Here is a 25,445-nt window from a genome sequence, read left to right as displayed (position 1 = left end):
GGTTTTATACTCAGGACCCAAAGCTGGAACGCCAGGACTTGAGTTTCGATTTTTTTATGGATTGCATGGCTTTGAAAATGGTACTGGCGTAATAGTTACGGAAACCAAAACCACCTGCTTTTTCCACCATACGTTCCGTGTGTAATACTTTTTTAGAAGAAAGATCGATGAAGGTGATATACATAGAAGCTGACTCTGAAGTTTTACTCAGTGCTTCCATAATGATGACCAGTCCAACTCCTTTCTTTCCGGAAAGATCGTATTTGTTCACCATACCCTGGATATCCGCTTCTTTCAGATGAGTTTCATCAGCTGTTGAACTGCTATTGATAGCTTTTTCATCAATTTTTTCATTAATTGCTGTAACTGCAGCAATATCATTGGTAATATTACCGCGCTCCAGGTATTTAGGCCAGTCGAATTTCTTAGGTTCTGCAATCACTACCTGGTTGATACCCGGGAAATGTCTTGTTTTGATATCATAGGTAGTTGCAGCAATATCATTGATCACTTTTGTTTTGGAAAAATCCACACCTAAGTACACCAGTGGTGTTCCTTCACTAAGAATATCTGATTTCTTTTGGGTAAAAGCAGATGAAGCGATCAGTAAAAAAAATCCACTTAATAAAAATTGAACACATTTTTTCATGGCTGTAGTATTAATGGTTATGATTTGGGTTCCTGAAGAAAAATTTTAATTTCACAGGAGGCCAGCAACTGATCGCCTTTATATACATAGCCTTCTACTATGGATACATTAAACACCGTGTTGACCTGCCTGGTGATCGTTTTCAGTCGGGTACCTACCTCTGGCAGTGCATGAATCTCCAGGTTTTTGATGGCTCCTATAAAACCTACCAACACAGGACCATTGCCCTGAAGAGCCTTATATCCGGCACCTGCTGCAGCGGTTTGTGCAATATTTTCAACCAGTAAGGCAGCCGTAGCTTTGCCATTCCGGGTCAAAATATTTTCGGGTAAGATTTCAAAACCAGTTTCCGTTTGGGCAGGATCATCAGCTACCAGCGCATCGATCATAACGAAGGGAGCGCGCTGGGGAAGAATTTGTTCTAATTGCTCGTTGATCAGTAGTGTCATGCTTTCCAGAAATCGTAAAAATTAAACCATTGAGTGGGATAGCGTCGCAATTTCTGCTCAGTTTCCACCACAAAATCCTGCAGGGCATTGTTCACTCTTTCCTGTCTGGTGCCACTGGTATAGTTTACCGGCGGACTGGCGAAAAAATGATAATGCCGATTTGATTCCTTAAATGCGTAAACAAAACTAACCGGAACCTGCAGGCTGGCCGCTAATAAAAACGGACCAAGCGGAAAATTAGCTGTTTTCCCCAGGAATTGGGCCGAAAGCGTTTTATTTCCTTCCAGAAAACGGTCCGCATGGATGCAAACCAGTTCATTTCTGTCCAAAGCCTGATTTATAGCAAAAATATGACTCATGTCGTCCCTGATTAGGATCAGTTTCATGTTTCGGCCTCCGGTTACATTTTCCAGATATGCTTTTATCTGTTCCTCTTCACCATCGTACATGACTACATTTATCGGTGCCTTCAATCGTTTAAGCAGGTGTCCGGCGATTTCCCAATTACCAACATGTGCGCTCAGGAGCAGTCCTCCTTTTCCCTGTTTTACCATCTGGTGGAGCCATTCTTCTCCATCAAAATCAAAACTTAAATCTGGATTCAGGCCCGCCATCACCGCTACTTTATCTATCAATGTCTGACCAAACTGATAATAGGTGCTATAGACCGCTTTTCTGGCTTTCCAGCCGGAATATCCCAGGCGATCCTGAAAATAGTGTAACAAAACCCGGGTTGATTTCCCGGAAAAAAGAAAATAATAGGCGGCTACAAATCGAAGCAACACATACGCGGGAGAAAGCCCCAATCGCCTGAGTACCACAACAAATATGCGGTAACCCAGCGGAGTAGCCTGGGACTTCCCCTGCCAGGTAGCCATTATACCAGTTCTTTAGAGTTGATTCTTTGGGCAGTATAATCATAAAAATCCTGGATACTTTCGATACTTATAAAATCTTCCGGTTTTACTTTAAAACCGAAATGGTGTTCCAATACCACCACCATATCGATATAATCCAGACTATCGAGTTCAAGGGTTTCTTTGAGGTTCGCTTCAGGAGAAATTTTGTCCGCGTCCACTTCAAACTCTTCCACCAACAGGTAATTGATCTTTTCAATAATTTGCTCAATTGTCATAGCGGCTAAATTAAGTCGGTTAAGGTTTTCTTTAATCAGTAAAAGGATAAAACGTCGAATATCGGTGATTAATTGTAATATTTACGGACGATCAGTGAGGAATTCGTTCCCCCAAAGCCAAATGAATTGGATAAAAAACAATCGAAATCGGTGTCAATTGTTTTTGTAACGAGGTTGATCCGTTCAGAATCCTCATCCGGCTCTTCAAAATTGATATTGGGTGCTATAAAGTTATTTTGCATCATCAGCATGCTGTAAACAATTTCACTGGCACCAGCCATCCAGCATTCATGACCTGTCATGGATTTGGTAGAACTTACATAGGGTCGGGTAGATCCAAATACTTCATGAATGGCTCTTGCTTCACTACTATCACCCGCTGGTGTGGATGTAGCGTGAGCATTAATATAATAAATATCCTTTGAACTTAGACCTGCATCCTTCAACGCCATATTTAATGCCCGTACCGGGCCATCTACCGTAGGATTCGAAATATGTTCACCATTGGAAGAAAATCCATATCCAACCACTTCTCCCAGGATATTGGCTCCTCTTGCAAGCGCAGAATCAAGACTTTCCAGTATTACTGTAGCAGCGCCACCGGAAGGAATAAGGCCATCCCGGTTTTTATCAAAAGGGCGGGAGGCCCTGGTAGGATCGGATTCACGAATTGAAAAAGCCGAAAGGGCATCAAAACTGCCCATTGAATAAATATTGATTTCCTGAGCTCCACCGCAAATCACCGCCTCCTGCAAACCGGATTTAATAAAATGGTAGCCCAGACCAATAGAATGGCTTCCGCTGGCGCAGGCTGCACTAATCGTAAAATTTACCCCTTTTAGTCTGAAAATAGTGGCCAGGTTCATGGTAACCGTAGAATTCATTACCTGGAAAACCGAACCGGACCCTACCAATGTGGTATCTTTTTTCTCCCGCATGAGGTCTGTGCCTGTTACAACCGGCTCTGCGGAACTATCGTTTCCATAAAGGACCCCAATAGTCATGGAATTCAGCAGTTCTTCGGTTATCCCGGCCTGTTGAAGCGCTTCAATGGTAGCCATATACGCATACTCACCCTGCTGGGGTAACATGATTCTTGCCCTGCGATCGAGCATTCCCTTCAGATTGGGACGCTCCACAAAACCGGTTAACCCGGAACGATACCCGAATTCCTTCCGGGCCTGGTCCAGAATTATACCTGATTTCCCTTCGTAAAGGGATTGTTTTACCTCATTGAGATTTTTTCCAATACAGGAATAGATCCCCATACCTGTAATCACTACTCTCTTCATGCCTGCTATGTATAAAGTCCTCCGTTAATCGATAAAACGGTACCTGTAATATAACCAGAATCCGGCGAAGCTAAAAATGCCACGGCATGTGCTACCTCTTCCGGCTTTCCGAATCGCTGCACCGGAATCATGGCTTTGAGTTCCTGTTCATTGAGTGCTTCGGTCATATCAGTTTGAATGAAACCAGGTGCCACTGCATTTACCGTTACTCCACGTTTCGCAACTTCCTGTGCAAGTGCTTTTGTTGCCCCGATAACACCGGCCTTTGCGGCAGAGTAATTGGTTTGTCCGGGCATTCCTTTCAACCCCGATAAGGAAACAACATTGATGATTCTCCCCATTCTGCGCATCAGCATTCCACTTAAAACCTCTCTGGTAACATAGAAAAAAGCATCCAGACTGGTAGATAGTACGGATTCCCACTGTTCATCTTTCATCCACATCATCAGGGTATCGTCTTTGATACCGGCATTATTCACCAGGACTTCAATAGGGTTTTCCTTATTTGCTTCGATCCATCCACCCAAAACAGATTTGATCTGTTCCTTATCTGCTACATTAAAAGCGATTAATTCTCCGGTAGCTCCGACTGCCTTAATTCCCTCCAGAGTTTCTTCGGCAGCTGCCTGATTGCCTTTGTAATTAACCAGCACATGGTAGCCTAATCCGGCCATTTTCAGGCAGATAGCACGACCAATTCCACGGGATCCTCCGGTTACCAATACAGTTTTCATACGCAATTTATTGTTGTTGACGGATGGCCCTGCTTACTACCGGCTCAGCCTGTTCAAAATAAGCACGCACCGCAGCAATCATTTTATACCGCGGGGCATCCTCCACAAAACTTGGGAAAATAGCATGGATTTCCTTGTACAGTCCCAGTGTGGCAGAAGCCATCCGATCCTGACATTTCAGGTAATCCACCGCATGTAATAAAGTGATCATCTGTATTACTAACACTTCAAATGAATTATTGATCACCCGACGGGTAAGCAGGGCTGCATTGGAACCCATGCTGACGATGTCCTGATTATCATTATTATTCGGGATGCTGTGAATATACATGGGGTTGCTGAAGGTCTGATTCTCAGCAACAGTGGAAGTTGCGGTGAATTGCATCCCCTGAATACCGAAATTCAGACCAAGTGTGCCCAGGTTCAGGAATGGCGGGAATTTTTCATTTAGCCGGGCATTCAACAGGTAGTTCAACTGTCGCTCACTCAACATGCTCAGTTTGGTGATGGCAATTTTCAGCTTATCCATTTCAAGCGAAACATAATCGCCATGAAAATTACCTCCATGGAAAATATTTGCATTTTCATGGTCAATAATCGGATTATCATTTACCGAATTAAATTCCGCTACAATCACTTTTTCTGCCTGTTCAATGGTATCCAGAATTGGACCAAGCACCTGGGTAATACAACGAAGAGAATAATATTCCTGCACTTTGTCCTCAAAAACATCCTGATCCATCTTATCCCCTTCATAGAGATGTTTTTTTCTGCTGCGGATCATATGACTATCGCCGAGCAGGTTGCGCATCATTTTGGCGATCGCCTGCTGCCCCGGATGGTGTTTGACATGGTTTAGTTCATGAGAGAAATGATCATCATAGGCTTCCACCACTTCATTGGTCATGGCAGAAAGGAAAACGGACCATTCCAACAGTTTTCTGGCCTGCAACAGGTTTACCAAGGCAATGCCTGTCATAGCTGAAGTACCATTGATCAGCGCCAATCCTTCACGTACATGAATGGTGAGCGGTTTGATCGATAACTGCGCGAAGACTTCTTCCGTTGGGCGAATTACGCCCTCATACCATACATCTCCTTCTCCGATCAGGGTCAGCGCAAGATGCGCCAGTTGAACAAGATCGCCACTTGCTCCAACGCCGCCATGTTCATAAATAACCGGGTACACTTTTTTATTCAGCAGTTCCACCAGCAATTCAACCAGTTCGGGATGAATGCCGGAATATCCCTGCAGAAAATTATTAAGGCGGGCCAGCAGTAATCCCCGAACCAATACCGGCGCAATCGGCTGACCGCTTCCGGTACTGTGGCTGCGAATCAGGTTGTATTGAAGGGCATTGAGGTTTTGCTCACTGATCCGGTATTGAGCCATGGGACCAAAACCTGTATTAATGCCATAAATAATTTTGTTGGACGCGAAGCCTTTAAGGAAATCGTGGTTCTTCGCTACATTATTAAGGATAGCGGAACTAATGGAAAGAGGTTTTTCTTCCAGTACTATTTCCTGAAAATCGGATAGGGTCAACTGTTTGTCGATCGTAAAATTTATCACGTTCTTGTCGTTATTGAAAGGGCTCAAAATTAGGGATAATGAACAAAATTGCCGCAATTAGCGGTGATCGATCAATTTCTGCGGTTTTCTGCCGCCTTCCGGAAATTGAAGCGCTTGTATTTCAGCCGCTGAAGTAACCAAAATTTCCGGAATTACCCGCAATCCTGACCTCAGTTTTTCACGAATGGTAGTTAGGAGGCTTTCGGATGGTTCAGGAATATCGAGGTGCAGCCTAACTTCATCGGTATCCCATTCGCTCCTTTTCAATTCAATCACATAATCCCGGATTGCCGGAATTTCATTCAGCAGATCATAGATGGCCGGTGGATAAAGGGTGGTTCCTTTGAATTTGATCATTTGCTGTCTCCGGCCGATGACTCCGCTCAGTCTCGGACTATTTCTTCCGCAGGAACAGGGTGCTTCCTGAAGTATACAGATATCGCCTGTTTTGTATCGTAGCAGGGGCATTCCTTCCACGCCTAAAGTAGTAATGGTTACTTCACCTGGTTCACCGGCAGCAACCGGTTGGTTGTTTTCGTCCAGCAGTTCAACAATCAGCAATTCCGGATTAAGATGGCCACCTGAACCTGCTTCACATTCCGTGAAAGCTGTTTGCATCTCTGTGGAAGCATAGGTGCCGTAAAGGGTTATATTCCAGGCTTTTTGGATGCGCTTCGCCAGTCGGTTTGGCGTATTATCCGGAAGCCGGATGGTTTCGCCGATACAAATGGCTGATTTAACCGAGCTGGTATTCAGATCAATGCCATTGGCTTCAGCAAATTCTATCAACTTTACCAGGAAAGAAGGAACAGCCACTATAACAGTTGGGCTCAGTCGCTGAATCGTAGCCCATTGTAAAAAGGGAGCACCCGGACCAACCCTTACCAGGGAGGCACCTAATTTTCGGATGCCCATATAATAGGCAATTCCAGCCATGAACTGGCGGTCCAGTGTCAGCATCAACTGGTAGGTGTCGGCAGCCGATCCGCCAGCCAGTTGAAACGAATTAAGTTCATTATAAGCCAGTCGCGTCAGGTCATTTTCTGTCAATGCGATGGTAACCGGCGCACCCAGGGTACCCGAACTCGACATATATTCTGCAATTTCTGTTCGCGGCACGCAACAGAAATCCCAGTTCCTTAACTGAAGCTCTTCTTTGGTGGTGACTGGTATCTGTTGCAAATCGGAAAGCGCTTGAATGGCAGAAGGATTAATTCCATAAGCGGCAAATCGCTCCTTATAAAAAACAGAATGGGAAGCAAGATACAGCATCAGTTCCTGCAGCTTCTTTTCCTGCAATTCCCTGATTCGAAAGACATCTTCAAAAACAATTTCGGGTGAATACATAGTTTGGTTGCAACATTAGTCTTCCAGCAGCACTACTGCGGTGGCCATGGTTTTCTGGTGCGACAAAGATACATGGATAAGGCGGAATGGCCTACCGGCCAATGTTTGAGCGGTTTCGCCCAACAGGTTGATTTGCGGTTGTCCCTGTACGTTGTGAATAATTTCAATTTCATGAAAAGCAGTTCCATTTATCCACCCGGTGCCAAGTGCCTTAAGAAATGCTTCTTTCGCGGCAAAACGGGCTGCATAATGCTGATAGGGATTTGCCTGTTTTTCACAATAAGCAATTTCGCCCGCAGAAAATACCAGTTTCCGGAAGCCTTCCTTTCCTTTGAGACTTCGTTCTATACGGTCCACTTCCACCAAATCGATGCCGGTGCCAAGGATCATTGCTTCAGTTTAATTGGGCCAAAGCTAATGGATTTGTGATTTTTGATGAAGTTGCCATTATTTATATCCTAATTTTAGACCCTTATATATAACCAACATGATGCGTTTTTTCGTTGCATTTTTCCTCCTGCTGCTTTGTATGACCTCCTTCTGTCAGAAAAAAAATACTGAAACCCTGGTTTCAATAGAGTTGCAATGGCGGCTGATAACCAATAATTATAACAAAGAATTCAAGGCACTGAACGAACTGACACTGACGAACCTGGGCAAAAAGGAATTTCCAGGCAATGGCTGGACAATCTATTTTTCCTGCAGCCGGGAAGCAATTCCTACAACAGCCAGTGGTTGGAGGATTGAACATGTGAATGGTGATTTATATAAGCTTTTCCCGGTGGCTGGTTCTGTGGCATTGAAAAAAGGAGCATCTGTATCATTTCAATACCCAACCGTGGGATATTCCCTCAATCATTCCGCTGCACCAAATGGAATTTACCTGGTATGGGATTCGAATCCTGAAAAGGGATACAATTTAGCCAGTGTTAAACATGGTCAGTTCAGTGATACTACAATTGCATACAAATCCACAGAGGATTTTTATATAAACTATGCTTCGGTAAAATATGAGGCAACTCCTGGTGCGGCAATTCTTCCGACTCCGGTAAGCCTGATTTCCGGTACCGGTAATTTTAAATTGGATGCACAAACCACCATTTTTACCGATCCGGTATTTGGATCAGAAGCTAACTATCTGTCAAAACAGGGATTGAGTTTGTTTGGAAAAACCTTGCCGGTTAGCTCGGCCAGTCCGGATCGGGAAGGAACTATCCACTTGAAAAAAAATAACCTGAAGGGAGAAGCCTATGAGTTGTCAATTTCTGCAAACGCTGTTGTAATCAGTGCCGGCACAAGTGCCGGAATATTTTATGGAATTCAGAGTTTGCAATCGCTGATTCCTGCTGTACAATGGAAAAATAAAACAGGATCAATTCAATTACCCGCAGCAGAAGTAAAAGATGCGCCCCGGTTTGGATTCCGCAGCCTGATGATTGATATCGCAAGAAATTTTCAGCCCAAAAAAGAAATGCTGCGTATGCTGGATCTGATGGCCATGTACAAACTCAATGCACTTCATTTGCATTTCAATGATGATGAAGGCTGGAGAATTGAAATGCCCTCCTTTCCGGAACTAACACAGGTAGGTGCACTAAGAGGGCATCCGCTGAATAGTAAAAATAATTTACCTCCTTCCTATGGTGCAGGACCAATACCGGGAAAACTCCCGGCAAGCGGATTTTATTCGCGTCAGGATTTTATTGAAATCCTTCAGTATGCTAAGGAGCGGCATATTCAGATTATTCCGGAAATAGAAACACCCGGACATGCAAGGGCTGCCATTAAATCGATGGATGCACGGTATCGGAAATTTATGGCAGAAGGTAATCGTGAGGAAGCATTGAAATATTTGTTACGTGATACGATGGATCAATCGAAGTATAGCACTGCACAAGCCTGGACGGATAATGTGATGTGTGTGGCAATGCCATCGGTTTACACTTTTATTGAGCGCATAATTGATGATGTGGTCGGAATTTATAAAGAAGCAGGTGCCCCGCTAACTACCATCCATATGGGTGGAGATGAAGTACCTGCCGGTGTTTGGGAAGGCTCCCCAAGATGCAAAGCCCTGATTGCAGCGGATCCAACCCTTGAAAATGTGGATGACCTCTGGTATTATTATTTTACACGGGTGCAAAAAATGCTGGTAGCACGCGGATTGGAGTTATCCGGATGGGAAGAAGTGGGTATGCGTAAAACTAAACTACATGGACAAACGAAGTTGATTGTTAATCCCCGTTTGGCAAATGAGGGATATCGTTTGCACGTCTGGAACAATATGGTTGGATGGGGAAATGAAGATCTTCCCTATCGTCTGGCAAATGCAGGCTATAAAGTTATTTTATCTCCGGTAAGTAATAACTATTTTGATATGTCTTACCTGCGTTCGCCGCAGGAGCCGGGTTATTACTGGGGTGGGTTTACGGATGTAGACAAACCGTTTTATTTTATACCTTATGATTATTTCCGTAATACAAAAGAAGATGCAGCCGGCAATCCCGTAAAGGCGGATGCATTTGCAGGAAAAGACCGCCTGACTGATTTTGGGAAATCAAATATTATTGGGTTGCAGGGCCTGATTTGGTCAGAGACTTTACGCAGTGAAGCCAATCTGGAATATATGATACTGCCAAAATTATTGGGATTGGCAGAACGCGCCTGGTCGGCAGATCCGGAGTGGGCTACCAGTTCCGATTATGAAAAGGCTGGTGAATTATATGCAGCAGACTGGAATCGTTTTGCCAATCGACTCGGTCAGCAGGAATTACCGAAATTGGATTATTATGCAGGTGGATTTGCCTACCGGATACCACCACCGGGCATGAAACTGGAAAATGGCAAAGTGCTGATGAATGTTCAGTTTCCCGGCCTGGTGATTCGGTATACAACAGATGGTTCAGAACCAACTGAAAAATCTATGGAGTATACAGGTCCGATTGAGGCGAATGGAATCATTAAAGCAAAAACATTTACAAGCTCGGGGAGATCATCACGTACTGTTTCAAACTAAACGCGTTTAAACAGTTCATCCACTTATTCTTCGTTTGACAGGGTTGATAATACGTTTAAGGAGAAAAATTTTTGGGCATCAAACCGAAGTCCAACTGTAAAAACGGAAGCTTCTTTTAAACCCAGTGCAGTGGTACCACTGGCAATCCGTATTTCGGAGTATATTTTTCCGAACCGGACCGGGCGATACTCTGCACCCAGCAGAAGGTACCTTCTTTTGAACGCCGGATCAAAAGGGCGGTCTCCGGTTAGCGTATAAATTTCTGTATCGGGTTGATAGCACTTGCACCTCCTCCGAAAACATTAAACCGATCTGTATAACTGGTTATATCGTAATAAATACTGCGCTGTTATCCCAATACAAAACTGCCCCATTTGCCCAGGTCTATGCCCAGGTATCCAAGCCGGCTGGTCAACAACTGCCGGTTCTGATTGCGGTCGGCTTCCAGGTATCCTCCCGTTGTACTGGCGCTTAGGTTGAAACTTGTTGCTGAGCGAAACATATTAACCTGCATTTCCAAACCAGCGAAATAGCGAATCGCTTTTCTTTTTGCACTGATCTCAAAGCCCATACGGGAAGCATTTTCCTGGATCTCTATCTCCTTGTCGTAAGCAGCAAAATGTCCGCGGAAACTTCCATACAGGTTTACCTGAACAGCTGTGCTGTCCTTTTTTGCAGCATTGGTTTGAGCAAAGAGCTGACTGACCGGAAACAATAAACAACAGCCCAACAATCTTCCTCGCTGGCCAATCATATAATATTTTTCAAGAATATAAATAATATATAGTAAATTTTCATATCTCATTTTCCAACAAAAATTTTACATATGAAAATTTATCTGGCAGAATTCATCGGCACCTGCTGGCTGGTAATCGGAGGATGTGGCAGCGCGGTACTGGCAGCCGCTTTTCCCGATGTAGGAATTGGCCTCTTAGGTGTTTCGCTGGCATTTGGTTTAACAGTACTTACCATTGCCTATGCACTGGGACCAATTTCAGGAGCGCATCTTAACCCTGCTGTTACTATTGGTTTGGTTGCTGCGGGTAAGTTTGAAGCCAGGCTGGCACCCATGTATATACTTGCACAGGTTTTGGGTGCAATAGTGGGAGCCGCATTTTTGTATGTAGTTGCAACCGGCAATGGATCCCAGATCGGAGACTTTGCAGCAAATGGATACCGGGCACATTCTCCCGGGAAATATGGCATAAAAGCAGCTATTGCTACAGAATTTGTGATGACCGCCATGTTTCTTTTTATCATCCTGGGAGCAACTGCAAAACGTGCAGCCAATGGTTTTGCTGGGATTACTATCGGTCTGGCACTAACCCTGATTCATCTTATTTCCATACCCGTTACCAATACTTCGGTTAATCCAGCTCGCAGTATCAGTCAGGCTGTTTTTGTTGGAGACTGGGCCATTGAACAACTCTGGCTGTTTATCCTGGTTCCGATTGCAGGCGCCGCTGTAGCAGGACTCCTTTACAAATACCTGCTGGATGAGCCCAAGTAATTGCACCTGATATGCCTTGTTTTATTTTACAATAATCTCATCTGTATACATCCAGGCCGGTTGTCCTTTCCGGATATGCCAGGAAGGCAACTGCAACATGCTTTCAGCGTGTACCCGAATATATCTTGCTTTGATACGATTGAATGTTGCGCGGAAAGTATGAAAGGGGATATTGATAATGCCCCGATTCTCAAATGGGTTGGGATTATGGGGGTTTACTATTTTTTGCGGAGCACTGTAATTTTGCCCATCCTCAGAAATTGCATAACTAACAAACGACGGTAATACATGCAGGTTCCAGTCTGCCTGTGCCTGTGCATTCAGAAAATCCATGGATACGGAATGTATCGTCATCCGTTTTCCCAAATCAAGCACAAAATCCATATGCGTCCCTTTGTACGCTACCCAATGAATATCAGGATTGCTCCAGGATTCATAAGACCCCAATACGCCATCGGTCAACGCTGTAATGGCGGCATGACTCTTGTCGGGCAAATTTACGGGAAGGATCTTTTTACCAACAGAAACTACCTTCTCCATTTCATCCATCCCATGAAAAATTCTGTTGTAGGATTGCAAAAAATCATCAGGCGGTGTAGATCTTTCCTGAAGCCGGCTCACCCCATCTTCTTTACACAACTGCACAAAATCCTTCACCATTTTTTTCATTGCAGGTTTTACACGTATTTTATCTGCTGTCAACCTTTCAAACATACTTCTGGGTGTTCCAATCTCATTTCGTCCAATCTGAATCTCCGCATACAGGATTGGTAAACGTGCAATCTTTACCCGCCTGAGTAATTCCGAATGAGTTGATACGGCAGCTTCTGCCTGATCAAAAATTCTTTTATATTCTTCCATCATTTCCACCGACAACCAGGAATCCTTTGCATCATTCGGGCCACCGAATATATTCAGTTGGGCACCGGTCTTCAATAGAGATTCCCACATACGGTCTATGTATTGACGAATATAGTTGCCAGCTGATCCATAATAACCGTGTAGAAAATCATTGATAACCGCATCGTCATCCAGCTCCGGATCAAACATAAGTTTGCTGATGAGGTATGCACGCAGTGCGGCCATTTCACCTCCTGCCTGCGCATTGGCCTGCATAAACAGGGCGTTTACATGGTTCTCTTTGTAAAATTGAATATTGGGTTTGATCGTATGCAGATTTGGAAACGGACTTAATAAATTCGTGAACTGAATATTGTAATCCCAAATCAGAATATTGCTGGTCAACTTACCCCAGTCGGTCAGATCTTTTGAAAATGCCGGATCCGTTTTAAAAACCGGTAATTGTCGCCTGCTTTCTATATTACACAGCATGATATTGACATTCGGTTCTATGGAGATACCGACAGGTGCCTTTCTCGAATACCAATAGGCAAGTGTAGAAATAATTTTGTCGGGAAACTTTCGCGCCACCTGGTTAACAAAATAAATAATGGAGCCACTTGGAACGCCACCATATTGCTTATTGAGTCGGGTACAATACTCACACTGGCAATGCTGATCATTGTCATTCTGACTTACCGACCAGTAGGTGGCAGCCGGTTTTTCTCTTATTTTCTTTTCCAGCTTCTGAATCACAACTTGCAGCATCTGCTCATTAGAAAGACAAAGCTGTGTGCCTGGTAAGCGGTTGCCATTTATCAATGAAAAAAAGTCCGGATTACTGGTTCCAAATTCTTCCGGTGGAACCAATTCATTGAAGGTATGAACAAAGAGTCCCCACTGCGCAGTGGAAGATAATTTATGCCAGTTACTATACCCCGTTTCTCTCGTGTCTTTATAATTTGTTGTGCGATATTTCATGTACGGCACATGCATGATCTCTTTCTCCGGAAAACTGATGCTGGCTGCTTTCGGAATATATGTAACTGTGGAGGTAAATTGCCGGAAGCCAATCAATTCAAGATAATGATACACCGCATACAGAATCCCTTGCTCACTGCCGCCGGTTAGCACCAGCCTGTTACCAACCGGTTTAATTATTATCCCATCCTGTTCAAGTTGTCGGCCGTCAATTTCAGTGTTGCCATAGCTGGTATTGCCAATGAATATGGCCGGGTCAGTTGAATACTCGCTTTCTTTAATTATCGGAAGTTCGAATGCTGCCACTTCAAGCAGGTGTTTACGCAATAGCACTGCGGCTTCTTTTTCCATCTTTGTTGCGGCGTCAGGAATAATCAACTGATAGGTCAACAAATCAGGTTGGTTTTTATTAAGCATCGCCGGCATAGGAAAAAGAAAAAAGCCTCCTGTCAGCAATCCGGCTTCTTTTAAAAAGCCCTGCCTTGTTATCTTCCTGGTAGAATTCTGTCCCATTCAGTGAATATAAGCCATTGAATGCACAAGATTGAGTCAATAAATACGCCGGACTTAAACTAATTTGATGGCTTATTCTGTTTAGTATGAAACCTTTTCAAATCGCTTCGTTTTTCTTTTTTACCATCGGGATCTATTCCTGCTCTACCGGCACTAAAGAAAATCTCTATACACCCGCCAGCACCATTGCAATTACAGCAACAGATACGCCGGATTCCATCCTGCTGAAAGCGGCTCATGTGGTTCCTACCGATAATCAATACGAAGCCTTGAAAAATGAATTCATTGCCTTTATTCATTTTGGCCCGAATACCTTCACCCGCATGGAATGGGGAAATGGCATGGAAGACCCCAACATCTTCAATCTGCAGCAATTGGATACTGATCAGTGGTGTGCTGCCATGAAAGCTGCCGGTATGAAAATGGTTATTCTTACCGCCAAACACCATGATGGATTTGTGCTCTGGCAAAGCCGCTATACCTCGCATGGAATTATGTCCTCCCCTTTTCAAAATGGCAGGGGGGATATCATGAAGGACCTCAGCGCTTCCTGCAAAAAATACGGACTCAAACTGGGTGTTTATCTCTCTCCGGCTGATCTCTACCAGATTGAAAGCAAAACCGGATTGTATGGGAATCTTTCTCCAATCACGAAACGAACGATCCCCCGTCCGGTAGAAGGCCGCCCTTTTGCCAATACCACCACATTCGAATTTGAAGTGGATGATTACAACGAATATTTCCTGAACCAGTTATTTGAATTGCTTACGGAATACGGTCCGATTGATGAAGTCTGGTTCGATGGGGCTCATCCGAAAACAAAAGGCGGACAACAATACAATTACCTGGCCTGGAAAAAACTGATTCATAAGCTGGCGCCGAAAGCTGTTGTATTCGGAAAGCAGGATATCCGCTGGTGTGGCAATGAAGCCGGCAGAACCCGGGATACAGAGTGGAATGTAATGCCGTACGAAACAGATCCCGCGCTGATGAATAATTTCGCTGACCTGACAAACGACTCACTCGGGCACCCGGAGCAATTGTATAAGGCGAAGTACCTGCATTACCAGCAGGCAGAAACCAATACTTCCATCCGGGAAGGCTGGTTTTACAGAGACGATACCGAACAGAAAGTGCGAAGTGCAGATGATGTGTTTGATATTTATGAGCGTTCAGTGGGTGGTAACTCTACCTTCCTCCTGAATATTCCTCCCAACCGTGATGGTAAATTTTCACCGGAAGATGTCTCGGTATTAGAAGAGGTTGGTAAAAGAATTACAGCAACTTATGCAAACAATCTGTTGCAAAACGGGGAAGCAACCACCGGATTATTAGATAAACGTGCGGATACCTATTTCCTGGTAAAAGATTCAACTGATATTATTGAAATCGAAACACCAGCTCCGGTTACGATCAACCGCTTTGTTATCCAGGAAGCTGTAAAATCACATGGGGAACGCGTTGCCAACCACAAACTGGAAGCATTTATTAACAATGAATGGAAAGAAATAGCCACCGCCACCAATATCGGATACAAACGCATTCTCCGGTTTCCGGAACTTACATCGGATCGTTTTCGGTTGCGCATAACCGGTGCCAGGTATCATCCTGCCATTACAGAAATAGCTGCTCATTATTATAAAACCCGTCCGCCTCAATTAAGTTTTAACCGGACAAAAGAAGGGCTGCTCGAAATTTCGCCGGTTAAAAAAACATTCAACTGGAATCCGCATGGGGAAAATGGTGCAGGGAATATCAATTCCGGAATTAAGATTTTCTACACAACCGATGGTAGCGCTCCAACGGAAAAATCAACGCTTTATACTGCACCCTTTGAATTTAAAGGAGGTTTGCTAAAAGCGGTTGCTTTTGCTAACGATGAAATGGGGGCCATCGCAACCGATCAGATTGGAATCCCGCCATCCAATTGGAAAACAATATCCGCAACTGCAGAACTGATAATCATTGATCTTGGCAACACGTATTCTTTAACCGGATTCGCCTACCTGCCTCCGGCCTACACTAAATCCGGATTACTGGAAAAAGGTGAAATTTTCACCAGCACGGATGCTACCAATTGGGAAACTGCCGGAAGCTTTGAATTTGGTAATATAGTGAATGACCCTAGCAAGCGAAGTTTTAAATTTCCTTCCCTTAAACAAGGCCGTTATGTCAAACTATCGGTAAAGCAGACAAGTAGTAAGCCAAGAACATTGAACGCCAACTTTTTTGACTTTATTCAGTAAAGAAAATTTTACTATATATAATATTCAATAAATTTAGTTACCGGTTATAGGCCTGTAGTAGTCATTTAATCATACTAATATGCTACAGGAATGAGCAATCCATTTATGTTGCTTCTGCTATTACTGGCAGGAAGCCTGCGCAGCTTTTCACAAAAAATAGTAAAGGAACATTACACCGTCAGCGGCGGACTTCTCGGAGCAATGAATTTCAGCAAGCTCAGAACCTCCGGAAACAATGCCTACCGATATGATACTCGCTCTGGCTGCACAGCTTGCGCCTGGGTTAAGTTTTCCATCGGTAAGCACTTTTCTATAGATCCACAGCTCCATTTAACACAGCTTAAAATGAATCCCAGGCAGTAGGAAAACTCTTACAAGTTGGAAGAATTGGGTACCTGTCTGTGCCGGTTCAGTTAAAGCTTCATATTGGCGACATATTTGCAATTGTTGCGGAACCACAAATAGATTTTAAATCAACCAGCCACTCCGTTTTTGGAGAAGCAGCAATCAACCCACATGGCAGACTGGTTTTATTCGGCCGATATTTTCATGGCCTTACCAATATGGATAATACCGGCAACCACAACACAGTTGTTGATTATTACAACCAGAACCTCCCGGCGGGTATAAAATTCAACTTGTTTGGTAAACTGATCCCAGCTGATTCCGATGGAGATGGCATTCCGGATCTGAAAGACAAATGCCCTGACCAGCCCGGAACTGAAAAATATGGATGCTGCCCGATTTATAGACAGAAAGCCGAATCAGCACAGAAAGACTTGGTTCTGCCAATCCGGTTGCTGATAACAAAACAGTAAAAGGTAGGGCACTGAACAGAAGAGTAGCAATGGCTGTTTAATAAAACATTCCTGGAGTAGCCTAGTGCTGCTCCAGTTTTTTTAGCTTTTCTTCAATTGCAACTTTTTCCTGAACAGTGGCAATTTCTTTTGACAATGCCTGGCGGTAATAGCGAATTGCTTCCGCCAGTTTTTTTTGTTGCACTGCCATATCACCTGCCAGCACATACGCGTGATAATAAGATGGATTGCTGGCAATAATGCTATCAGGCGCAACTATTCCACCATCCAGTATCCGTTGTTTAAATGTCCGAAACTGCAGGAAGCGTTTGAAATCTCCTGTTTGCAGCAGGGTATCCGCAGGTATCAGGTAACTACTGTCAGTAATTTCACGGGCTTCTTTTAACCCGCGCATGGACAATACTCTTTTCAGGTCATAACATACAAATTGTCCCTCCTGCCAGGGAGCTGTAGAAACCCATACCAGCCTTTTATTAGGCTCAAATACGATGGAATGATGCGCAATTAACTGATTGATGGCTTTTTCATTTCCCAGGCCAATATCAGCGCCCTGCTGTCCACGGGTATCACGCAATATTTGGATAGTTTGTTCAACTGTATTCTGCTTTGCCTCCGCCAGTAATTCCTGTACCCGCTTATAGCGGTAAGCAGAGGCGCTTTCCGCTATCTGCTCCTGATTAGAAGGAAGCTTACCTAAAACCGGACTTTGAAAATGATTGGCACAAATGATATGGTTCTGACTGGGATCATATACATCCAGCGCTTCCGGAGTTTTTTCAATCACAACCGCTTTCTGATCAGCCGCCGAACCTACGAGGAAGGATTCTGATACAAACATTTTACGCGAACCGGCAATAGCTATTGCTTCCTTAATATTACCGGCATACTGCAATATTTCCCTCGCTACCAGGGAAACCGGCGTGGCAGATCCGGGAGGCAGATCCGTTTTAGCAGCATTGATCGTTACTGTTAATCCCGCTTCATTCATTCCTGATACAGCCCCTGTAAACCCACCCCAGGTTACTGTCATAAATCCATATCCACTGTCGGGTTGAATAAACGCGATGAGTTTATCATCTGCAAAACGGTCCCCGACATAGAAATCAAAATTGCGACCAATAATAAATGCACTGTCCTTTGAATGACTTCCCCAGGTACCAAAGGAGGTACATCCAACCAATGCCATGGTTTGTAAGGCATGGCCGATATCATGTGCTGCATGATAATTCAATATGCGCTGGTACGGTGTTCCGATATACGCATACTTATCCGAAGCCGCCTGCGACACACCATAAATCTCCTGCTTGTACTCCTCCTTCACCTGGTTGGGCAGATCGCGGTTAAAAAATCCAATTAAATATTTCAGGAAATGTCGGTAGAAAGTGGATGGAACCATTTTTTCAATCTGCGCGCTAAAATGATCTTCCTGGCGTTGTACCAGTTCCTTAGTTAGTTTTCCATTGATAACGCCTCTTTCATAGGGTTTGCCTTCTACATACAATTCATACAGTCCTGATCTTGACAGATGCAGCCAGTTGTTGTTGAGGTAATAGAAACTATCCGAAACATTCGTTCTCTCCAACAGATCGGCTGACCGGTCTGTGATGACCGGTGGCTCAATTTTTGACACCCGGGACAAATAGATAAACAATATCAGCAGGAGCAATAGCAGTATACCCAGTATAATCAGCAGAACTTTACCAATCCTCCAACCCATGCTTCGTTTTGTCTTACTCATGTTGCATTCCTGATTTTATTCAATAACCCTTCAACCAGTACGAATTCCGAACAGGTGGTTAACGCCGTTATTGTAACACCCAAAATTCCGTGTAATAACACATTCTGTCCTGTTAAAAATAAATTCGGAACCTTGGTTCGCGTCGGCAGATACGTCGCCATTGGATTTCTGTAATCTTTCGCAATGCCGTATAAACTGCCATCTTCTGTTCCAATATAATCCCTGAAAGATAGCGGCGTTGCACAGGAATAGGAACTGATAGCTTCAACCAGTTCTGGAAATCTGGCTGACACCAGCTTCAATAACAATTCAGCTTTTTCTGTTTTAAGGCGATGATAGTCCGCCCCTCTTTCCCCCTGCTGGCTATCCGTATTAAAACTTTCTTTCCAGGGATCCCATTCGCCGGCCGACATATAGGTTAATATACTGACGGATTCAGCATAACCGGGACGACTGCCATCTTCCGTAAAAAATACCCCGGCAGATAATGGCCAGTCATCCGGAGTTGCTTCCACAGCCCTCCATACTGCACCCGGTTGATGCAGGTAATAATTGTGATTCAGATACCTGACTACTCCAGGCTTCAATACCGCATTCAGACAGAAACTCGAAACCGTATCAGCTAATCGATTAATTCTGTTTCTATAGGCTGTTTTAAGAAGTGGTGACTCAGTGATTTCTACTGTTCGTTTCGGATGAAGATTAGAGATGAAATGCTTCGCCCTAAACAGCCTTCCGTCTTTGGTAACAACCATGGTTAATCGCTCTTTATCCCCTTCCAGTTTCACTACTTCTGTATGGTTGAACAAATCTCCACCTGTAGAACGTATCAGCTTCACCAGTTGTTTGGTTATCTGTGATCCGCCATCCAGGATCTTCCAGGCACTTTCAATATAACTGTTGACAACCAGGGCATGTACATACAAGGGGGTCTTATCAGGCTGACCTGCATACAAAAAATTATTTCCAGCCAATACTTCCTGCAGTCGCTGGTTCCTGGTGATGGATTGTAAAAATCTAAGCGTATCAATTCCCATGACAGTCTCTTTCCCGCTCATCCCCTCTCCTGATCGCAGGTTGTACATGGGAAATTTTGAACAGAGCTCACGTATGGTGGAGCAATACTGATCGATTGCACCGGCTTCGGCTGGAAATGCCTGTTTCAGGCTGGCAGCAAACCGATCATATCCCTGAGCAAGCGCATACTCACACCCGTCTTCGAGAAAAAATATACGATCAAATCCATCCACATCAAGTTGCTGAAGTTTCAATGCATCCATCAATCCGAGATAGTTGAATACCTGCTCAAGTGTTTGTCCGGGTGCCAATCCTCCAATATAGTGTACGCCACTATCAAAAAGTGTTTTATCCCTGGAGAAGGTTTGCAAACTGCCACCATACTGCCGGTTTTTTTCCAGTACACAAACCCTGAATCCTTCCTTACCCAGGATGGCGCCGCAAAGCAGGCCACCAAGTCCGGACCCCACTATTATTATATCGTACTCAGGCAACATAGGCAACGGCAGGTTTTTGGAGTACAAAGACGGTATTACTGGTACGTTGGGAAGCTTCTATTTCTTCACAGGTATATCCTTTCTCAGCTGCCAATGCATGAATCGTGGCGCCGGATAAAAAGGACAATCCATAGGCTGATGTTTTATTGAATCCAAAAACCCGGGTGGAAAAGAATTCTGAAAGCTCTGTGCCTCTGTGCCGGTCGCGGATTTCTGTATTGCCTTCACGTATGATGAGTTTAGCGCCCGGATTCAAATGATCAAGTGCCTTCCGGATCAATGCCTGCTGATCCGAAGAAGGCAGATAATGCAGTACATCACAAATTAAAATAGCGTCATATTGCTGCATTGAAAACTCGAGCGCATTTCCTGATACAAACTGTAATTCATTTCCTCTGCTGAAACAATGCTGAGCGGTACTTGTTTTTTCTTCATCATAATCCAGTGCTGTGATAACACGATCTTTTGATCTGAAGTGTAACATCATTGACATAAAGCCATAGCCGCAACCAATATCCAGTATCTTCCCTCTGGAAGGAACCAATTGGTCAAATAATGCATAGTTTTTTTCGAGTCCGGTTTTTATCCGCATATACCACTCCAATACGGGGCCTTTGTACAGATAATTGTATTTCAATTGTTCCCTATACCAGTCCACTGATTCATTTTGCTCTCTACGTTCGGTATACCATTCTTTGAATTTCCGGCTGAGTTTTTTAGCCTTCTCTGCATACCCCTCTCCATAAGTCATATCATCCACTTTAATGCGTGGAAGGATATCAATATGGATGGTTCCGTCTTTTAAAATGAAATCTCCCTTGCTCATTGTATATCCCGTGCCATGCAGCACCACAGGAAGAAGATCCACCCCAAGTTCCTCCGCCAGGTAAAATGCGCCCTTATGAAAGCGTTTCATCGTGCCATCGCAGGAACGGGTGCCTTCCGGAAATACTGCAATGGAATAACCGTTTTTAACCCGATCACGCAGGGCCTCCATATTTGTTTCAATGCCTTTGTTTACCGGAAAATAGTCGGCCATCTTAACAACAAAACCAAATATGGGCGAATTCCAGACCCAGTCATTGGTGAGTAGAATTATTTTAGGATGCAACATCACAATAGACAGAATATCCAGAAAAGACTGATGGTTGCTGATAATTACGGCCGGTTGTGAAAAATTTTCAGCACCCGGATTATGAATTCTTTTGGTGACATTACCCATGATATACATCAGACTCCAGGTGTATTTACACATGAGCCAGTGAAACAGGTATTTCGATTTTTCACCTGCAATAGGATTTAGTTTAACAATGATTAAACCAACAATTGTTAACACCAAAGATCCAACAACAAAATAAAGAAAGGCAAAAATAGATTTCGTCAGACTCCAGAAAGTAAAGGGTTGCAATCCATTTTTTACCCGTCGGGTAATAAGAAGATTAAACAGAAAGGGGATCATTACCTGAGAAATAAGCACTACACAAATTATTCCAAGAATTGCTATTAGCGCAATGCTTTTCAGAGATGGGTGTTGTGCAAAAATCAGCACACCCAAACCGGTTACTGTTGTAATCGCTGATAAAAAAATCGATGACCTGAACGAGGATAAATTCTTTTTCCCATTTTTATATTCCTGCAATAATCCATCCAGTGTAAATAAACTATAATCATCACCCAGCCCAAAGATGAGAGCGGAAATAATAATGTTGACAATATTGAACTGAATACCTAACAAACCCATGATGCCAAGAATCCAGATCCAGGTAATCAACATAGGAATAAAGGCGATAAGGGTTAGCTCAATCCTCCCGAATGAAATCAATAATACAAAAAAGACAATAGCCGCTACCATCCAGCTGATACTGTTAAAATCAGTACGTACCATATCCACAAGCCGTCCGGTTACATACTGCATATCCAAAACAGTAGTGCCGTCAATTTTATCAAACTCAGCATAGAGAGCTGCTTTGTCCTCCGGCGCTGTTTTTACGAGCGTTATTAATTTGGCACTGGTATCGCCAGCGAGAATATAGGATTCCAGCAAATCGGGCGATAAGGCAATAGCAGCCGTATCAGAAAGCGGCTGATAATCATATTGCAGCATTGCATCAACCGACTCAATCAGTTGCTTACTGAATCCTATTGCCGCCCCCTGCAATTGTACCTGTTCCAATACGGCAGTTTTTCTTTCCTGCGTCCAGAATGCTTTCCAGCGATTCAATCGTTCTGCCTGTAGTGAATCGGAGATCAGGATGGAGGAAAGTCCGGAGTATTTTTTTACCACACCTGTTCCCCCTAATTGATGCAGTCGCTGTACAACCTTTTCGTTTCGTTTTAATGCCTCCTGCAAATCTGATCCGTTCGAAACAATGTAAACGGATTGTAAAGCAAAGGCATTAAGCCGGTTCACTTCCTGCTCAGCCTTCCTGAGTTTTTCCGACATGAAATTCATTTTATTCATATCGGGTTCAAATCCCACTTTGCGTATAAAAAATGCAAAGAAGACAGTAAGTCCCAGAATGAAGAGCACCAGCTTTTTATTGGATTCGAGTCGGTATGAAGCCAAACGGTCAATCCATCCGGTGGACGCGCTCTGTTTTTCCTGACTGGATTTTCCAGTTATCAGTTGCGGTAAAAATATAAGGGAAGAAAGAGAAGCACCCAGTAAACTGACGGCTGCAAATAATCCCAAATCACGAAGCATTTCGGATTGTACCCATTGCAAACAAAGAAATCCTCCAATGGTAGTTATACTTCCAATGGTCATGGGATGTGCTAAATCCCGTAACACCTTTTCCATATCGGGTTGGTGCCGGAAATGGTTAAATACATGGAGAGAATAATTCACGGCGATGCCAAGAATGATGGAGCCGGTTGCCAGAGCAATAACTGAAATGGAACCTTTTGTCAGGGCAAGAACAGACAATGCCAGCAATGACCCCAGAATGGCCGGCACCAGTATTAATACCGGAGCAAAAATTCTACGGAAATAAAGCGCCAGAAACAGCACCAGTAAAACCAGTGTAATCCCTTGCGTCATCAGGGTATCTTTTCGCAATTGTATAGCATTGCCAACAGCAACTGCCGTTCCTCCGAAATAGGTAACCGAATAAGAAGGAAACCGGGTCTTGAATTCTGCCAGTACCTGATCCAGTTTTTTCAGGAAAACAGCATTTTCTGCGGTATTATTTTTCGGATATACGGGTGTTATAAAAAGAATGAGCTGTTTGCTGTCCCTGGTTAGAATATGATTATCATAAAGCTCAAATTGCTGGTCATATTGAAGCAGCTGTAATTTTTTCAGGGCAGGTGTGGCAATACCGGCAGGGTCTCTAGCTATGAATTGTTTGAAGGCAAGTCCGGCTGGCGAGCGCAGTGTGGCATAATTTCGTTCCAGGGTTTCTTTTACTTTTTCTGGAAGCAGGAGGGAATCCAGGCTCGCATAATCAGGCTCTTCCAGAAAGATTGGCAGGTGTTCATGAACGGCATCAAACAATTGAAGCGTGGTTTCTTCCTTTACTTCGCTGGCTAATTCCTTAACATAAGGAGCAAGCCGGCTGGAAATGGAATCGGCCAATTCATCTGCAATTGCAACCAGTGAATCGGGATCAGCAGCATCATTGCTATTAGTGCCAACCGTCAGGATCATTTTGTCCAGCAGTTTGGACTGCTGGAAAATTTCATTCAGGGCATTTGTTTTTTCATCCCGCGGAATAATACTGGTGATGTCTTCTTCCAGGCGGATACGCGATGCCAATCCGGCTGTAATCCCGATAAAGGCCAGAAAAATTATCCAGAAAATCATCCGGTTTTTCCTGAAAAAGCGATCAATCTGCACGAAGGGATTATCCATAAAGGCCTATAAAGCAGGTCCGGTTTTTTTGTTCATCAATTTCATAAAAATGTAGGAGACGAGCCCGAATAAGCCACCGGCAATTACCGCAAGTGTAAGGCTTCCGGTTATATATTGTTGCAGGTTTACTTTAATCGAATCGAGACTGAGATCTCCTGGCAGGGGAACGGAACTTGCCTTATCACCCATCCAGGGAGCGCCAGCCAGAAAACTCCCATACAAAATAAAGGGAATCATTGGAGGAATACTGATATTGGCTGCTGTAATTACAAGAGCTTTGTTGAGTTTCAGCAGCACCGATAAAAAAATAGCCACAATCAGTTGAAATCCCCAAATTGGTACAATGCCCATGAAAACACCAAACCCAATGGATACGGCTTTTCTTTCATGGGTATGATCCGATTCCAATAATTCATTCAGCAGAGCGGCTCTTTTTTCTTTACTAAAAAGGGAACGAAAAAAGTTTCGGGGTTTGATATAAAGGAATGCGATAAAAAAAAGCACGGTATTTAAGACACTGATTCTTGAAAAATCACGAAAGGGGCGGAAATGCGAAACCCGTTCTTCAGCCGGCGGGTAATAAACGCGGATAGGCACGAAGGCAACCTTCAGTCCGTTCCAGACAGATCGAACCAGTACCTCAACTTCAAACTCGTATTTACGGGTGTAGAAGCGGATTTTTTCCATCGCTTTAATGGGATAAAGGCGATACCCACTTTGGGTATCTGGTGCCTTTTGACCAGTATATAACCAGAACCAGAAATTGGAAAACCGGTTCCCAAAGCTGCTTTTTCCGGGAACATTTTCCTGTTGAAGGTTTCGCGCTCCAACGACGATGGTTGCAGGATGCTGATCAATACTGAACAATAAAGTGGGCAGGTCTTTGGCAAAATGTTGTCCGTCTGCATCCAGGGTGATAACATATTGATACCCAAGCTGTCTTGCTTTTTCAAATCCTTTCCTCAGGGCCCACCCTTTTCCACGGTTTTGTTCATAGCCTATCAGTTGAACCTGTGGAAACTCCTGAAGAAGAGAAGCGGTTTGATCTGTAGAACCATCGTTTACAACCAGAATGGAATTGGTATAGGATAATACATCGCGAAGCACGGCAGCCAGGCTACCCGCATTATTGTAGGTAGGAATGAGTACGGCTGCTTTGCGTTCTTCAAATGCCTCCTGGTATGATGGATGTTCGTTCATGTACGGTTTGCTGGTCAATTTCAAACCGCAAGTAACG

The 25,445-nt window shown here is 43.9% G+C and carries 19 protein-coding genes; 4 read left to right on the top strand and 15 right to left on the bottom strand.

Annotated features, from left to right (window positions below):
• Nucleotides 1–10: 10 nt before the first annotated feature.
• The 9 genes from B2746_RS22070 to acpS form a co-directional block, all read right to left on the bottom strand.
• Nucleotides 11–649 (bottom strand): hypothetical protein, encoded by a 639-nt coding sequence (locus tag B2746_RS22070; RefSeq protein WP_290799204.1) that lies wholly within the window; start codon nucleotides 647–649, stop codon nucleotides 11–13.
• 17 nt (nucleotides 650–666) lie between these two features.
• Nucleotides 667–1,098, bottom strand: coding sequence for a 3-hydroxyacyl-ACP dehydratase (locus B2746_RS22065; RefSeq protein WP_290799202.1), 432 nt, complete (start codon nucleotides 1,096–1,098; stop codon nucleotides 667–669).
• Entirely contained in the window at nucleotides 1,095–1,976 is an 882-nt protein-coding gene (locus B2746_RS22060; RefSeq protein WP_290799200.1) for a lipid A biosynthesis acyltransferase, read from the bottom strand. The genes B2746_RS22065 and B2746_RS22060 overlap by 4 nt, the downstream gene beginning before the upstream one ends.
• On the bottom strand, nucleotides 1,976–2,233 hold the full coding sequence (locus B2746_RS22055; RefSeq protein WP_290799199.1) for an acyl carrier protein: 258 nt from the start codon (nucleotides 2,231–2,233) through the stop codon (nucleotides 1,976–1,978). The genes B2746_RS22060 and B2746_RS22055 overlap by 1 nt, the downstream gene beginning before the upstream one ends.
• A 68-nt stretch (nucleotides 2,234–2,301) precedes the next feature.
• A complete protein-coding gene (locus tag B2746_RS22050; RefSeq protein WP_290799197.1) occupies nucleotides 2,302–3,525 on the bottom strand; it encodes a beta-ketoacyl-[acyl-carrier-protein] synthase family protein in 1,224 nt (407 codons plus the stop codon).
• 5 nt (nucleotides 3,526–3,530) lie between these two features.
• Entirely contained in the window at nucleotides 3,531–4,259 is a 729-nt protein-coding gene (gene fabG / locus B2746_RS22045; RefSeq protein ID WP_290799195.1) for a 3-oxoacyl-ACP reductase FabG, read from the bottom strand.
• Nucleotides 4,260–4,266: 7 nt separating this feature from the next.
• A complete protein-coding gene (locus tag B2746_RS22040; protein WP_290799194.1) occupies nucleotides 4,267–5,832 on the bottom strand; it encodes an HAL/PAL/TAL family ammonia-lyase in 1,566 nt (521 codons plus the stop codon).
• 57 nt (nucleotides 5,833–5,889) lie between these two features.
• On the bottom strand, nucleotides 5,890–7,179 hold the full coding sequence (locus tag B2746_RS22035) for a phenylacetate--CoA ligase family protein (RefSeq protein WP_290799192.1): 1,290 nt from the start codon (nucleotides 7,177–7,179) through the stop codon (nucleotides 5,890–5,892).
• Nucleotides 7,180–7,194: 15 nt separating this feature from the next.
• Nucleotides 7,195–7,569 (bottom strand): holo-ACP synthase, encoded by a 375-nt coding sequence (gene acpS / locus B2746_RS22030; protein ID WP_290799190.1) that lies wholly within the window; start codon nucleotides 7,567–7,569, stop codon nucleotides 7,195–7,197.
• A 97-nt stretch (nucleotides 7,570–7,666) separates the two neighbouring features.
• On the opposite strand from acpS, the gene B2746_RS22025 reads away from it, so the two are divergent.
• Nucleotides 7,667–10,195, top strand: a complete 2,529-nt coding sequence (locus B2746_RS22025; protein WP_290799188.1) for a family 20 glycosylhydrolase — start codon at nucleotides 7,667–7,669, stop codon at nucleotides 10,193–10,195.
• Nucleotides 10,196–10,544: 349 nt separating this feature from the next.
• Here the strand turns inward: B2746_RS22025 and B2746_RS22020 are convergent, their stop codons facing one another.
• Nucleotides 10,545–11,000 carry a hypothetical protein gene (locus tag B2746_RS22020; protein WP_290799186.1) on the bottom strand — a complete coding sequence of 152 codons (456 nt, stop codon included), beginning with the start codon at nucleotides 10,998–11,000 and terminating at the stop codon, nucleotides 10,545–10,547.
• A 21-nt stretch (nucleotides 11,001–11,021) separates the two neighbouring features.
• On the opposite strand from B2746_RS22020, the gene aqpZ reads away from it, so the two are divergent.
• Nucleotides 11,022–11,705 (top strand): aquaporin Z, encoded by a 684-nt coding sequence (gene aqpZ, locus B2746_RS22015; protein WP_290799184.1) that lies wholly within the window; start codon nucleotides 11,022–11,024, stop codon nucleotides 11,703–11,705.
• A 21-nt stretch (nucleotides 11,706–11,726) separates the two neighbouring features.
• Here the strand turns inward: aqpZ and B2746_RS22010 are convergent, their stop codons facing one another.
• The gene (locus tag B2746_RS22010; protein WP_290799182.1) at nucleotides 11,727–14,039 is read right to left on the bottom strand and encodes a DUF4838 domain-containing protein; all 2,313 of its coding nucleotides are present in this window, start codon (nucleotides 14,037–14,039) and stop codon (nucleotides 11,727–11,729) included.
• An 86-nt stretch (nucleotides 14,040–14,125) separates the two neighbouring features.
• Here B2746_RS22010 and B2746_RS22005 point away from each other — a divergent pair, with 86 nt between their 5' ends.
• Together B2746_RS22005 and B2746_RS22000 are read left to right on the top strand one after the other, a co-directional pair.
• Nucleotides 14,126–16,285, top strand: coding sequence for an alpha-L-fucosidase (locus tag B2746_RS22005; protein ID WP_290799180.1), 2,160 nt, complete (start codon nucleotides 14,126–14,128; stop codon nucleotides 16,283–16,285).
• Between the two features lie 401 nt (nucleotides 16,286–16,686).
• On the top strand, nucleotides 16,687–17,103 hold the full coding sequence (locus B2746_RS22000; protein ID WP_290799178.1) for a hypothetical protein: 417 nt from the start codon (nucleotides 16,687–16,689) through the stop codon (nucleotides 17,101–17,103).
• 61 nt (nucleotides 17,104–17,164) lie between these two features.
• On the opposite strand, the gene B2746_RS21995 is transcribed toward B2746_RS22000, so the two are convergent.
• Genes B2746_RS21995 through B2746_RS21980 form a run of 4 tightly spaced genes read right to left on the bottom strand, consistent with a single transcriptional unit; the run spans nucleotide 17,165 to nucleotide 25,408 of the window.
• Nucleotides 17,165–18,841, bottom strand: coding sequence for a C45 family peptidase (locus B2746_RS21995; RefSeq protein WP_290799176.1), 1,677 nt, complete (start codon nucleotides 18,839–18,841; stop codon nucleotides 17,165–17,167).
• On the bottom strand, nucleotides 18,838–20,355 hold the full coding sequence (locus tag B2746_RS21990) for a phytoene desaturase family protein (protein WP_290799174.1): 1,518 nt from the start codon (nucleotides 20,353–20,355) through the stop codon (nucleotides 18,838–18,840). The genes B2746_RS21995 and B2746_RS21990 overlap by 4 nt, the downstream gene beginning before the upstream one ends.
• Nucleotides 20,345–24,208: a trifunctional MMPL family transporter/lysophospholipid acyltransferase/class I SAM-dependent methyltransferase gene (locus B2746_RS21985; RefSeq protein ID WP_290799173.1), complete on the bottom strand. Its 3,864-nt coding sequence runs from the start codon at nucleotides 24,206–24,208 to the stop codon at nucleotides 20,345–20,347. The genes B2746_RS21990 and B2746_RS21985 overlap by 11 nt, the downstream gene beginning before the upstream one ends.
• Nucleotides 24,209–24,214: 6 nt before the next feature.
• Nucleotides 24,215–25,408 (bottom strand): DUF2062 domain-containing protein, encoded by a 1,194-nt coding sequence (locus B2746_RS21980; protein WP_290799171.1) that lies wholly within the window; start codon nucleotides 25,406–25,408, stop codon nucleotides 24,215–24,217.
• Nucleotides 25,409–25,445 lie beyond the last annotated feature (37 nt).

Source organism: Flavihumibacter sp. UBA7668 (genome assembly GCF_002483205.1).
GTDB lineage: Bacteria > Bacteroidota > Bacteroidia > Chitinophagales > Chitinophagaceae > Flavihumibacter.
Note: the sequence above shows the minus strand (reverse complement) of the source record. Positions and strands in the feature narration are given on the sequence as shown.